Here is a 12,286-nt window from a genome sequence, read left to right as displayed (position 1 = left end):
GTTCTTTTGACGCTGCCCGGAAAAGCATGGCTTTTCCGGGCAGTGCTATTTGGCGCATAATAGCTATCTTTTATTTTTGGTATTCGTGTTTTCATGATCTATTCGAGTTCGACAACGGCAGTACCTGAGGTGGGCACGGTGCCGCGCCATGTGGCAATCATTATGGATGGCAATGGCCGCTGGGCAACCAAGCGCTTCCTGCCCCGCGTGGCTGGCCACGTCAAGGGCGCCGACGCCGTGCGCGGCATCGTCGAGACTTGCCTCGATCGCGGTGTCGAGTACCTGACCCTGTTTGCCTTCAGTTCGGAAAACTGGCGCCGCCCGGAAGAAGAGGTGTCGATGCTGATGCGCCTGTTCGTTACCATGCTGGAACGCGAAGTGGTCAAGATGCACGCCAATGATATCCGCCTCAAGGTCGTGGGCGACCTGTCGCGCTTCAATGAGCAGTTGCAAACCCTGATCGCCAATGCGGAACGCAAGACGGCGAACAACACGCGCCTGACGGTGTCCATCTGCGCCAATTACGGCGGCCGCTGGGATATCATGCAGGCAGTCAACAAAATGACGGCCGAGGCGGCAGCCAACGGCCAGAGCGCCGGGCACGCCTACACGGAAGAGCAATTGGCGCCGCACCTGGCCATGGCTTACGCGCCCGAGCCCGACCTGTTCATCCGCACGGGCGGCGAGCAGCGCATTTCCAATTTCCTCCTGTGGCAACTGGCGTACACTGAGTTGTTTTTCACCGAGACTTTCTGGCCCGACTTCAATGACGAGTGCCTCGACGCGGCAATCGCGTCTTACCAGCAGCGCGAACGGCGCTTTGGCCGTACCAGCGCGCAATTAACTGAAAAGACAAACTGATGCTGAAAACACGGATAATCACCGCCCTGGTCTTGTTGGCGGTCTTGCTGCCGGTTCTGTATCTGAATTACTTCCCCGCCTTCGCCGTGATCGCCACGGCGTTCTTCGGCGCCGCCATCTGGGAAAGCTTCCGCATTTTCAAAAATCGCCAGGCGCTCCTGATTGCCGCCATCTGGACTGCCGCCTTCGCTTATACGTTTTTTGTCGGCAACGGCATGGCGCAGCTCAATTTCTGGTTCGCCCTGTGCGTGGCCATCTGGCTGATCCGCTTCGTGCCTTCGCTGGCGACGGGCTTGCCGCCCACCGAAGGCCTGGGCAATGCCTTGCTCAGCCTGGTATATCCGGTGACCATCGTCGGCTGCTTCGTCGCCATCATCGCCTTGTTCCTGCATAGCCCCTTGTACCTGCTGTCCGTCATGGCCCTCGTGTGGATCGCCGATATCGGCGCCTATTTCTCGGGCAAGGCTTTCGGCAAGCGCAAGCTGGCGCCAAGTATTTCCCCAGGTAAATCCTGGGAAGGCGCCATCGGCGGCGGCATCGCCGTGCTCGTCATCGCCGCCATCACGATTTTCGCCGCGCCAGCACTGCCGGTCTTGCAAGACACCTTTGCCGTGCAGCTGCAATTGCGCCGCGGCTGGCTGGTGGCCTTGCTGGTGCTGTTGCTGATCGTCGCCGCCAGCATCGTCGGCGACCTGTTCGAATCCCAATTGAAGCGCCGCGCCGGCATCAAGGACAGCAGCAACCTGCTGCCCGGCCATGGCGGTGTACTCGACCGTATCGACGCGTTGATCCCGGTCCTGCCATTTGCCGCCCTCGTGGCCAGCTGGCTTTAAGGAAACTCATGCAATACATCACCATCCTTGGCGCGACCGGTTCGATCGGCGTGTCCACCCTGGACGTGCTCGCGCGTCACCCGGAGCAATACAGCGTGTACGCGTTGAGCGCGCACAGCCGTGTCGCCGAACTGGCCGCCCAGTGCCTGCAATTCCGTCCCCAGCGCGCCGTCGTCGGCACGGCTGACGCCGCCCTTGAGCTGACGCGTTTGCTGCGCGGGCAGGGCGTCGATACGCAAGTCGAGTACGGCGTGGAGGCCCTGTGCGCCATCGCCAGCGCGCCGCAAGTGACGGGCGTGATGGCGGCCATCGTCGGCGCGGCCGGCCTGGCGCCGACCCTGGCGGCGGCACGTGCCGGGAAGAAAGTATTGCTGGCCAACAAGGAAGCGCTGGTCATGTCCGGCCAGCTGTTCATCGATGCCGTGCATGACAACGGCGCCGTACTGCTGCCGATCGACAGCGAACATAACGCTATCTTCCAATGCATGCCGCATGCGCATGGCCGCGCGCCGGGCGCCGCGGGCGTGGCGAAAATCGTGCTGACGGCGTCAGGCGGCCCCTTCCTCACGCGCGACGTCGAGACGCTCGACACGGTCACGCCGGACCAGGCTTGCAAGCATCCGACCTGGGCCATGGGGCGCAAGATTTCCGTCGATTCGGCCACCATGATGAACAAGGGCCTGGAAGTGATCGAGGCGCACTGGCTGTTCGGCGCGCCGGCGGAGCAGATCGAAGTGCTGATCCACCCGCAAAGCGTGATCCATTCGATGGTCTCGTACATCGACGGTTCCGTGCTGGCCCAGCTGGGTAATCCGGACATGCGCACGCCGATCGCGCATGCGCTGGCGTATCCACAGCGTATCAACTCTGGCGTGGCGCAGCTTGACCTAGCGCAAGTGGCCACCTTGCAGTTCGAACGTCCCGATTTCCGCCGCTTCCCCTGCCTGGCGCTGGCCTTCGACGCCCTGCGCGCGGGCGGCACGGCGCCGGCCTTGCTGAACGCGGCCAATGAAGTGGCCGTGCAAGCCTTCCTCGATGAACAGATCGGCTTCCGCCAGATCGACCGCGTCATCGCGCACGTGATCGAGACGGTGCCGCACGGTGCCGCTTCGAGCATCGAGGCCGTGATGGAGCAGGACCGCCTGGCCAGAGCGGCCGCGCACGCGTACATCGCCCACAGGCTGGCCGCATGACCCTGATTACCACCTTGCTGGCGTTCATCGTTGCGCTGGGCTCGCTGATCACCCTGCACGAGCTGGGCCACTACCTGGTGGCGCGCTGGTGCGGCGTGAAGGTGCTGCGTTTCTCGATCGGCATGGGAAAAGTGGTGTATTCGCGCAAGTTTGGCAAGGACCAGACGGAATGGGCGATTTCCGCGCTGCCGCTGGGCGGCTATGTCAGCATGCTCGACAGCCGCGCGCAAGACCTCAGCGACTTGCCGGAAAGCGAATTGCGCCGCGAATTCACGCGCCAGAGCGTGTGGCGCCGCATCGCCATCGTGGCCGCCGGCCCGCTGGCCAATTTCCTCGTCGCCATCGTGCTGTACGCGGGCCTGTTCATGCATGGCATCGAAGAGCCGTCGAGCAAGCTCGGTCCCGTGGCCGAGCAGACCGCCGCCTATGCGGCCGGCTTGCGCAGCGGCGATACGGTCGAAGCGGTGAATGGCAAGGCCGTGGCCAGCTGGTCCGAGCTGCGCTGGGAACTGATCCAGGCCACCCTCGACAAGCAGCCGGCGCGCATCGAAGTGCGCCGTCCCGACCGTGGCCAGCAGGAAGCGACCTTGCCGACGGCCAGCCTGACGGAAGCGGACCTGGAAGGCGACGTGCTGGGCAAGCTGGGCCTGACCCTGGCCCGTTCCGCGCCCACCTTGATGGAAATCATGCCCGATGGCGCCGCCGCGCGCGCCGGCCTGCAGAAAAACGACCAGATCCTGGCCATCGACGAACAGCCCGTGCACGACGTGGCGGCCGTCATCGCCACCCTGAGCCAGGCGCCGGGCCGGACCTTGCAATTGCAGCTCTTGCGCCAGGGCCAGGACCTGACCCTGTCCATTACGCCGGACGCCGTGCCGGGCGCCGGGGCAGAGGGAGCTGTAACAGTTGGTAAGATACAGGCAAAGCTGGGACAGGTGCCGGATATGATCACCGTGGCCTCCGGACCGTTCTCCGCCGTGGGCAAGGCGTCCGCCAAGGTCTGGGATACCAGTGTCATGAGCCTGAAAATGCTGGGCAAAATGATCACCGGCCAGGTCTCGCTGAAGAATGTGACGGGTCCCATTACCATCGCCGATTACGCGGGCCAGACGGCGCGCATCGGCCTGGTAAGCTACCTGAGCTTCATTGCCTTCATCAGTATCAGTCTGGGCGTGATGAATTTGCTACCCATTCCTGTTCTGGATGGCGGGCATTTGCTGTATTATTCGCTGGAAGTTTTGACCGGACGCCCCTTGCCGGAGCGCGTAGGCGAGATTGCCCAGCGCCTGGGGATCGGTTTGTTGCTGACCTTGATGGTGCTTGCCGTCTTTAATGACGTGTTGCGATTGCTGAATTAGGGCCGTGGTTGATGCCATTGCGTGAGTCGCACAAGCAATCTTTTGTGTATGTTGTCCATTGATTTACCCATTGAATAACCCCAATGAAATTACATTCTGCTCGTTTTGCCTTGCCTTCCTTTCGTCGCAGCCTGATCGGCGCCGCCGTCATGGCCATCTGTTCCGGCCACGCGCTGGCCGTCCAGCCATTTACTGTCAAGGACATCCGGGTCGAAGGGATCCAGCGTACCGAAGCGGGCACCGTCTTTGCTTACCTGCCGGTGCGGGTCGGCGAAACGTTCTCCGACGAGAAGAGCGTTGCCGCCATCAAGGCCCTGTATGCGACGGGCATGTTCAAGGATGTGCGCCTGGAAGCCGAGGGCGACGTGCTGGTGGTGCTGGTCGAGGAACGTCCGGCCATCGCTTCCGTGGCATTTACGGGTACCAAGGAATTTGAAAAGGATGTGCTGGTCAAGGCATTGAAGGAAATCGGCGTGGGCGAAGCCAAGATTTTCGACAAGGCATCCGTTGACCGCGCGGAACAGGAACTCAAGCGCCAGTACCTGTCGCATGGCCTGTACGGCGTGAAGATCACCACCACCGTCACGCCGATCGAGCGCAACCGCGTCAACGTGGTGTTCGCCGTCGACGAGGGCGACGTGGCCCGCATCAAGCAGATCAACATCGTTGGCAACAAGGCCTTCACCGACAAGGAACTGCGCGAGCAGTTGGCCCTGAACACGGGCGGCTGGTTCAGCTGGTACACCAAGGCCGATCAATATTCGAAGACCAAGCTGACGGGCGACATCGAGTCGCTGAAGTCCTACTACCTGGACCGCGGCTATATCGAGATGCAGGTCGACTCGACGCAAGTGTCGATCACGCCCGATAAAAAAGACATTTACCTGACGATCAATATCACCGAAGGTGAAAAGTACAAGATCGCCGGCACCAAGTTCGAAGGCGAGATGTTCGGCCGCGAAGAAGAGCTGAAAGCCCTGAACCTGATGCGCGAAGGCGAAATCTATTCGGGCGCGCGCCTGACGGCGACGAACAAGCGTATCCAGGACCGCCTGGCCACGTTCGGCTACGCGTTTGCCAACGTCAACGCCAATCCGGAAATCAACCGTGAAAAGCATGAAGTCGGTTTCACCTTCTTCATCGATCCGGGCAAGCGCGTCTACGTGCGCCACATGAATATCGCCGGCAATACCACCACGCGCGATGAAGTCATCCGCCGCGAATTCCGCCAGTTCGAATCGTCCTGGTATGACAGCAACAAGATCAAGCTGTCGCGCGACCGTGTCGACCGTCTGGGCTACTTCAAGGACGTGACCATCGACACGCCGGAAGCGCAGGGCACGACCGACCAGGTCGACGTCAACGTGACGGTGGTGGAAAAACCAACGGGTAACTTCCTGATCGGCGGCGCTTTCTCGCAATCGGAAAAATTCACCCTGTCGGCGTCGATTTCGCAGGCCAACTTTGCCGGTAGCGGCAACACGGTCGGTATTGAACTCAATACCAGCCATTACAGCCGCACGATTGCGTTTTCGCAAACTAACCCGTACTTCACGGACGACGGCATTTCGCGCAGCTTTGAAGTCTACCTGCGGACGACGGAACCGCCGGCGCTGAACATCGGCAGCTACAAGATCAAGCAAACCGGTGGCCGCGTCAGTTTCGGCGTGCCGTTCTCGGAAGTCGACACCGTCTTCTTCGGTATCGGCGGCGAGCGCTCGCGCATCGAGACCGACGTCACCAGCCCGATCCGCTTCAAGCAGTACGTGGTGGACAATGGCGGCCCATCCGACGGTATCGGTTCGGCCACCACCAATTCCATCCCGCTGACGGCGGCATGGCAGCGCGACAGCCGCGACAGCGCCCTGACGCCATCGATCGGCCGCTACCAGCGCGTCAACCTGGAGGCTGACCTGATCGGCGACCAGAAGTACTTCCGTGCCATCTATGAGCACCAGTACTTCCGTCCGCTGTTCAGCAAGGTCACCCTGGCGCTGAAGGGCGAGATCGATTACGGCCACGGTATCGGCAAGCACGTGTATCCGGTCTTCAAGAACTTCTACGGCGGCGGCATCGGTTCGGTGCGCGGCTATCTGAGTTCCTCGCTGGGCGCGGTTGAACCGAGCACCAACGATGCCCTGGGCGGCGCTTCGCGCCTGATCGGTAACGCGGAACTGCAGATGCCATTCCCCGGTTCGGGCAATGACCGCAGCCTGCGCTGGTTCGGTTTCCTTGACGGCGGCCAGGTCTACCAGGAAGGCGAAAAAATGCGGATTTCGCAATTGCGCTATTCTGCTGGCTTGGGCATCAGCTGGATTTCACCGGTGGGCCCGCTCAAGCTGAGCTATGCCAAGCCGCTGAACGCCAAGCCGACGGACCGCCTGGAGCGCTTCCAGTTCCAGATGGGCACCGGTTTCTAACCGGCCATCTGAAACGGGGCGACAGCTTTTACTTTTTGACCATGGAGTATCATGAACACCGCATCCGCCACCCTGCCCAAGTCCCTTGCCATGATTGCATTGTGCTGGAGTTCGCTGTTGCCGGTGCAGGCGCAGGCTCAGGAGTCGAAGATCGCCTGGATCAGCAGCGAACGTATTTATAACGAATCGAGGCTGGCCAAGCTGGCCAGCGCCAAGCTGGCCGAAGAGTTCCGCTCGCGTGAAAAAGCCGTGCAGGAACTGGCGGCCCGCTTCAAGGTCGCCAACGAAGCCCTGGAAAAGGACATGCCGACCCTGAGCGAGGCGGAGCGCGCCAAGCGCCAGCGCGAGTTTTTCGAGCTGGACAAGGAGCTGCAGCGCCGCCAGCGCGAGTTCCGCGAAGACCTGAGCCAGCGCACGAACGAAGAGCGCAGCGCCATCGCGGAAAAAGCCAACACCATCATCCAGCAGATGGCGCATATCGAAGGATATGACATCGTGCTGCAGGAAGCCCTGTGGGCCAGCCCGCGCATCGACATCACCGACAAGGTCTTGAAGGCGCTGGACAAGTAATCGAAACGGTTTCAAGCCTGCCAGTGCATGCTCTGCGTGCACTGGCAGGCGTATTTATAAAGGTAATCAGATGGGCACTCGACTAGGAGAATTGGTCGAACGCTTCGGCGGGCAATTGGCGGGCGATCCGAACCTGGAAGTCTCAGGCATCGCACCGCTGGCCGACGCCGGTGCTTCGCACATCAGCTTTCTCAGCAATACCAAATTCCGCGCACAGGCGGCCCAGAGCGGCGCTGCGGCGCTGATCCTCACGCCGGCCGACGACGCGCTGATCGGCGACGAGTACGCGGGCGCGCGCATCGTCACACCGAATCCCTATGTGTATTTCGCGCGTGCGGCGCAGTATTTCGCCGCCTTGCACGAGATCAAGGCCCCGGTCGGCATCCACCCGGGCGCCTTTGTCGACGCCAGCGCGCAGGTTGACGCCAGCGCCTCCGTCGGCGCGCATGCGGTGATCGAAGCGGGCGCCGTGATCGGTGCCGGCTGCGTCATCGGGCCTGGCTGCGTAGTGGGGCGCGACGCCGTCATCGGCGCGGGCACGCAGCTGCTGGCCAACGTGACCTTCCATGCGCGCTGCGTGATCGGCCTGCGCGGCATCATCCATTCGGGCGCCGTGATCGGCACCGACGGATTCGGCTTCGCCAACGAAGGCGGCGTGTATATCAAGATTCCGCAGACGGGCAGGGTGGTGATCGGTGACGATGTCGATATCGGCGCCAACACCACCATCGACCGCGGCGCACTGGCCGACACCATCATCGAAGATGGCGTCAAGCTCGATAACCAGATCCAGATCGGCCACAACTGCCGCATCGGCGCGCACACGGCCATGGCCGGCTGCGTCGGCGTGGCCGGCAGCGCCATCATCGGCAAGTACTGCACCTTTGGCGGCGCCGCCATGGTGCTGGGCCACCTGACCATTGCCGATCGCGTCCACGTGGGCTCGGGCAGCATGGTCTCGCGTTCGATCGCGGAGCCGGGGCAGTACACGGGTTTTTATCCGCTGGCCAAGAACGCCGACTGGGAAAAGAGCGCCGCCATCGTGCGCAACCTGTCAAGCATGCGCGAGAAGATCCGCGCGCTTGAAAAAACAATTAAAACACTGACCACGCAAGACGAAAAATGACTACTGAAAAAAAGACCCTCGACATCCTGGCCATCAAATCGCTGCTGCCGCACCGCTATCCGCTGCTGCTGGTTGACCGCGTGCTGGACTGGGAAGCGAACAAAACCATCACCGCCATCAAGAACGTGACGGTCAACGAAGAGTTCTTCCAGGGCCATTTCCCGCACAAGCCGGTCATGCCCGGCGTGCTGATGATCGAAGCGCTGGCGCAAACGGCGGCCTTGCTGTCGTTCCTGTCGATGGGTGTGAAACCGGATGAAAATTCGGTGGTCTACTTCGTCGGCATCGACAATGCGCGCTTCAAGCGTCCTGTCGAACCGGGCGACCAGCTGAAGATGGATGTGGAAATCCTGCGCGTCTCGCGCGGCATCTGGAAATACAAGGCAGTCGGCTCCGTCGACGGCAAAGTGGCGCTGGAAGCGGAACTGATGTGCACCATCCGCAGCGCGCAGGATGCGAGCCAGTCTGCGAGCCAGCCAGCGGGGCAGTGATATGGCGGCCATCCACTCCACGGCAGTGATCGATCCGAAGGCCGAGCTCGACAGCTCGGTCGAGGTGGGTCCGTACACCATCATCGGTCCGCACGTGCGCATCGGCGCCGGCACCAAGGTCGGCCCGCACGTGGTCATCGACGGCCATACGACGATCGGCAGCGACAACCACCTGTTCCAGTTTTCTTCCATCGGCGCGCAGCCGCAGGATAAAAAATGGGCAGGCGAGGCGACGCGCCTGGAAATCGGCGACCGCAACACCATCCGCGAATTCTGCACCTTCAACACGGGTACCGTGCAGGGCGGCGGCGTGACGCGCCTGGGCAACGACAACTGGATTTCGGCATACGTGCACCTGGCGCACGATTGCCTGGTGGGCAACAACACCATCTTTTCGAACAACGCCCAGCTGGCGGGCCACGTGGAGATCGGCGACTGGGTCATCATGAGCGGCTTCGCCAACGTGCACCAGTTCTGCAAGATCGGCGCGCACGCCTTCGTCGGCATGAGCACCAGCCTGACGCAGGACGTGCCACCTTTTGTGTTGTTGAACGGCAATCCGGCGCAGGCGCATGGCGTCAATATCGAGGGCTTGAAACGCCGCGGCTTTACGCGCGAGCAGATCAACGGCATCCGCACCGCGTACAAACTCATTTACCGCTCGGGACTGACCCTGGAAGAATCGAAGGCAGCCCTGTTCGAAGAAGAAGCGGCGTCGTCGCCCGAGGTGGCGCAACACATTCGCGCCATGCGCGAATTCCTTGGCGTGGCCTCGCGTGGCATCGTCCGCTGACCAGGCCAGCGGCCTCGGCGTCGCCAACGTCGCCATCGTCGCCGGCGAGGTGTCGGGCGACCTGCTGGCCAGCCGGCTGCTGTCCGGCCTCGTGCCGCAGCTGCCCGGCACGCGCTTCCACGGTATCGGCGGCGAGCACATGGCCAGGCAGGGCTTTATTTCCGACTGGCCGCTCGACAAGCTGACGGTACGGGGCCTGTTCGAAATCATTCCCCGCTACCGCGAAATCAAGGGCATCCAGAACGCGCTGCGCGACCAGTTGCTGGCCGAGCGTCCCGCCGTCTTCATCGGTGCCGACTATCCCGGCTTCAACCTGGGGCTGGAACAGCAGCTCAAGGAAGGCGGCATCCCCACCGTGCACTACATCGGGCCGCAGATCTGGGCCTGGCGCGGCGGGCGCATCAAGAAAATCATCAAGGCCGTCTCGCACATGCTGGTGATCTTCCCGTTCGAGGAAGAGATCTACCGCAAGGCAGGCGTGCCCGTCACCTATGTCGGCCATCCGCTGGCCGAAATGATCCCGTTGCAGCCCGACGAAGCGGCCGCGCGCCGCACCCTGGGCTTGCCGGAAGACGCGAACGTCGTGACCCTGATGCCGGGCAGCCGCATGGGCGAGCTCAAATACAATACGGTGGCGTTCGTGGCCGCCTGCAAGCTGCTGCTGGCGCGCGACCGCTCCTTGCGTTTCGTCGCGCCCATGGCCGGCGAAAAACAGCGCCAGTACTTTTTGCAGCTGATCCGCGAAGCGGGCCTGCAGGACGTCGAGATACTGCTGACGGATGGCGGCTCGCACACGGCCATCTGCGCCGCCGATGCGGTGCTGGTGGCGTCGGGCACGGCCTCGCTGGAAGTGGCGTTGTACAAGAAACCCATGGTCATCGCCTACAAGATGATGCGCGCCTCGTGGGAAATCATGCGCCACATGGGCTACCAGCCGTGGATCGGTTTGCCCAACATCCTGGCGCGCGACTACCTGGTGCCCGAGCTGCTGCAAAACGCGGCCAGCCCGGAAGCGCTGGCCGAGGCCATGTGGCAGCAGCTGAGCGACGTTCCAGGCCGCCTGCGCCTGGTGCAGCGCTTCACGGACATGCACCACAGCCTGCTGCGCGACAGCGCGCGCGAAAGCGCCAACGCCGTCATGCAAGTCATCGCGGCCAACCGCAAGTAGCTCCCGATCACCGCTTCAACCGCAGTACCCAACCAAAGATTCAATGTGAAAAATATCTATCCCGGCCTGTTTGACGACTTGCCATTCTCGCTCGATGAAATCATCTGCGGCGTCGACGAGGCAGGGCGCGGTCCGCTGGCCGGCCCCGTGTTCGCCGCCGCCGTGATCCTCGACCCGAACCAGCCCATCGACGGCTTGCGCGATTCGAAAAAGCTCACCGAAGCCAAACGCGACCTGCTGGCGCCGCAGATCAAGGCCAAGGCCCTCGCCTGGGCCATCGCCGAAGCGTCGGAAGAGGAAATCGACCGCCTGAACATTTTGCAGGCGTCGATGCTGGCCATGCGCCGCGCCGTCGAGGCGTTGGCCACCGTGCCGACCCTGGCCTTGATCGACGGCAACCGCTGCCCCGTGATGCCGATACGCGGCATGGCCATCATCGGCGGCGACGACAAGGTCGATTCGATTTCTGCCGCCTCGATCCTGGCCAAGACGGCGCGCGACGCGGCGCTGGTGCACCTGCATGCGGCCTATCCCGAGTACTGCTTCGACCAGCACAAGGGCTATGGCACGAAATTGCACCTGGAGCGCCTGCACCTGCACGGCGCCTCGCCCGTGCACCGCCGCTCGTTCGCGCCCGTGCGCAACGTGATCGCCCTGTTTGGCGGACAGGAGGTGGTGGCATGAAGACGATTACCTCGCGCGACAATGCGCAATACAAGGATTTGCTGAAACTGGCGGGCAGTTCGCAGGCGCGCCGCAAGTCGGGCCGCACCCTGCTCGACGGCGTGCACCTGTGCCAGTCCTACCTGCAGCTGCGCGGCATGCCGGAGCAGTGCATCGTCAGCGAAAGCGCCTTGCAGAACCCGGAAGTGGCGGACATCGTCGGCCAGCTGGAAAGCCAGCGCGCGCACGTTCTGGGCTTGCCCGACGCGCTGTATCACGCCGTGAGCCAGGTAGAGCACGGCGTGGGCGTGATGTTCCTCATCGAGACGCCGGAACGGGCCGTCACGCAGCCGCTGCGCGTGTCGGCCGTGCTGCTCGATAACCTGCAAGATCCGGGCAACGTGGGTTCCATCCTGCGCAGCGCGGCGGCCGCCGGCATCACGCAGGTGTATTGCAGCGCCGGCACGGCCTTCTGCTGGTCGCCGAAGGTGCTGCGCGCGGCGATGGGCGCGCACTTCGTGCTCGACATCTTTGAAAACGTCGACCTGGCAGCGCTCGTTTCCGGTGCCAAGGTGGCGACGCTCGCCACCAGCGGCTATGCCACGCAGCGATTGTACGACGTCGACCTCCGCCAACCGGTCGCCTGGCTCTTCGGCCATGAAGGGCAGGGCGTCGCCGATGATTTATTGTCGATGGCGACGCACCAGGTGGTCATTCCCCACCTGGGCCAGATCGAATCGCTGAACGTGGCCGCCTGCGCCGCCGTCTGCTTCTTCGAGCAGCTGCGCCAGGGCCAGGCCTGAACAGGGT

General features: G+C 62.7%; 12 protein-coding genes. All 12 read left to right on the top strand.

The features are described from left to right. The first annotated feature begins 93 nt into the window (after positions 1 to 93). The 12 genes from uppS (at position 94) to CLU94_RS01490 (ending at position 12,279) form a co-directional block, all read left to right on the top strand. Positions 94 to 861: a polyprenyl diphosphate synthase gene (uppS, locus tag CLU94_RS01545; RefSeq protein WP_099664331.1), complete on the top strand. Its 768-nt coding sequence runs from the start codon at positions 94 to 96 to the stop codon at positions 859 to 861. Next, positions 861 to 1,694 carry a phosphatidate cytidylyltransferase gene (locus CLU94_RS01540; RefSeq protein ID WP_099664330.1) on the top strand — a complete coding sequence of 278 codons (834 nt, stop codon included), beginning with the start codon at positions 861 to 863 and terminating at the stop codon, positions 1,692 to 1,694. The genes uppS and CLU94_RS01540 overlap by 1 nt, the downstream gene beginning before the upstream one ends. Before the next feature lie 8 nt (positions 1,695 to 1,702). After that, entirely contained in the window at positions 1,703 to 2,887 is a 1,185-nt protein-coding gene (gene ispC, locus CLU94_RS01535) for a 1-deoxy-D-xylulose-5-phosphate reductoisomerase (RefSeq protein WP_099664329.1), read from the top strand. After that, on the top strand, positions 2,884 to 4,245 hold the full coding sequence (gene rseP, locus CLU94_RS01530) for an RIP metalloprotease RseP (protein ID WP_099664328.1): 1,362 nt from the start codon (positions 2,884 to 2,886) through the stop codon (positions 4,243 to 4,245). Before ispC ends, rseP begins: the two co-directional genes overlap by 4 nt. 83 nt (positions 4,246 to 4,328) lie before the next feature. Further along, entirely contained in the window at positions 4,329 to 6,665 is a 2,337-nt protein-coding gene (bamA, locus tag CLU94_RS01525) for an outer membrane protein assembly factor BamA (protein ID WP_099664327.1), read from the top strand. A 51-nt stretch (positions 6,666 to 6,716) separates the two neighbouring features. Continuing rightward, positions 6,717 to 7,235 carry an OmpH family outer membrane protein gene (locus CLU94_RS01520; RefSeq protein ID WP_077403376.1) on the top strand — a complete coding sequence of 173 codons (519 nt, stop codon included), beginning with the start codon at positions 6,717 to 6,719 and terminating at the stop codon, positions 7,233 to 7,235. A gap of 70 nt (positions 7,236 to 7,305) precedes the next feature. Continuing rightward, positions 7,306 to 8,361 (top strand): UDP-3-O-(3-hydroxymyristoyl)glucosamine N-acyltransferase, encoded by a 1,056-nt coding sequence (lpxD, locus tag CLU94_RS01515; RefSeq protein WP_099664326.1) that lies wholly within the window; start codon positions 7,306 to 7,308, stop codon positions 8,359 to 8,361. Next, the gene (gene fabZ, locus CLU94_RS01510) at positions 8,358 to 8,852 is read left to right on the top strand and encodes a 3-hydroxyacyl-ACP dehydratase FabZ (RefSeq protein WP_071077748.1); all 495 of its coding nucleotides are present in this window, start codon (positions 8,358 to 8,360) and stop codon (positions 8,850 to 8,852) included. Before lpxD ends, fabZ begins: the two co-directional genes overlap by 4 nt. Before the next feature lies 1 nt (position 8,853). Next, positions 8,854 to 9,645, top strand: coding sequence for an acyl-ACP--UDP-N-acetylglucosamine O-acyltransferase (lpxA, locus tag CLU94_RS01505; protein ID WP_034784140.1), 792 nt, complete (start codon positions 8,854 to 8,856; stop codon positions 9,643 to 9,645). Next, a complete protein-coding gene (gene lpxB / locus CLU94_RS01500) occupies positions 9,629 to 10,813 on the top strand; it encodes a lipid-A-disaccharide synthase (RefSeq protein WP_099664325.1) in 1,185 nt (394 codons plus the stop codon). The genes lpxA and lpxB overlap by 17 nt, the downstream gene beginning before the upstream one ends. A 45-nt stretch (positions 10,814 to 10,858) precedes the next feature. Further along, positions 10,859 to 11,497, top strand: coding sequence for a ribonuclease HII (gene rnhB, locus CLU94_RS01495; protein ID WP_099664324.1), 639 nt, complete (start codon positions 10,859 to 10,861; stop codon positions 11,495 to 11,497). Next, positions 11,494 to 12,279 (top strand): TrmH family RNA methyltransferase, encoded by a 786-nt coding sequence (locus CLU94_RS01490; protein ID WP_099664323.1) that lies wholly within the window; start codon positions 11,494 to 11,496, stop codon positions 12,277 to 12,279. Before rnhB ends, CLU94_RS01490 begins: the two co-directional genes overlap by 4 nt. Positions 12,280 to 12,286: the final 7 nt, after the last annotated feature.

This window comes from Janthinobacterium sp. 13 (genome assembly GCF_002749695.1).
In the GTDB taxonomy this organism is placed as follows: Bacteria; Pseudomonadota; Gammaproteobacteria; order Burkholderiales; family Burkholderiaceae_D; genus Janthinobacterium; species Janthinobacterium kumbetense.
This window is presented reverse-complemented; position numbering and strand designations above follow the sequence as displayed.

Excerpts from the sequence above, each read along its gene's own strand:
- fabZ (WP_071077748.1), top strand. The coding sequence starts at position 8,358 with ATGACTACTGAAAAAAAGACCCTCGACATCCTGGCCATCAAATCGCTG.
- lpxA (WP_034784140.1), top strand. The coding sequence starts at position 8,854 with ATGGCGGCCATCCACTCCACGGCAGTGATCGATCCGAAGGCCGAGCTC.
- uppS (WP_099664331.1), top strand. The coding sequence starts at position 94 with ATGATCTATTCGAGTTCGACAACGGCAGTACCTGAGGTGGGCACGGTG.
- CLU94_RS01490 (WP_099664323.1), top strand. The coding sequence starts at position 11,494 with ATGAAGACGATTACCTCGCGCGACAATGCGCAATACAAGGATTTGCTG.
- bamA (WP_099664327.1), top strand. The coding sequence starts at position 4,329 with ATGAAATTACATTCTGCTCGTTTTGCCTTGCCTTCCTTTCGTCGCAGC.
- CLU94_RS01540 (WP_099664330.1), top strand. The coding sequence starts at position 861 with ATGCTGAAAACACGGATAATCACCGCCCTGGTCTTGTTGGCGGTCTTG.
- lpxD (WP_099664326.1), top strand. The coding sequence starts at position 7,306 with ATGGGCACTCGACTAGGAGAATTGGTCGAACGCTTCGGCGGGCAATTG.
- CLU94_RS01520 (WP_077403376.1), top strand. The coding sequence starts at position 6,717 with ATGAACACCGCATCCGCCACCCTGCCCAAGTCCCTTGCCATGATTGCA.
- rseP (WP_099664328.1), top strand. The coding sequence starts at position 2,884 with ATGACCCTGATTACCACCTTGCTGGCGTTCATCGTTGCGCTGGGCTCG.
- ispC (WP_099664329.1), top strand. The coding sequence starts at position 1,703 with ATGCAATACATCACCATCCTTGGCGCGACCGGTTCGATCGGCGTGTCC.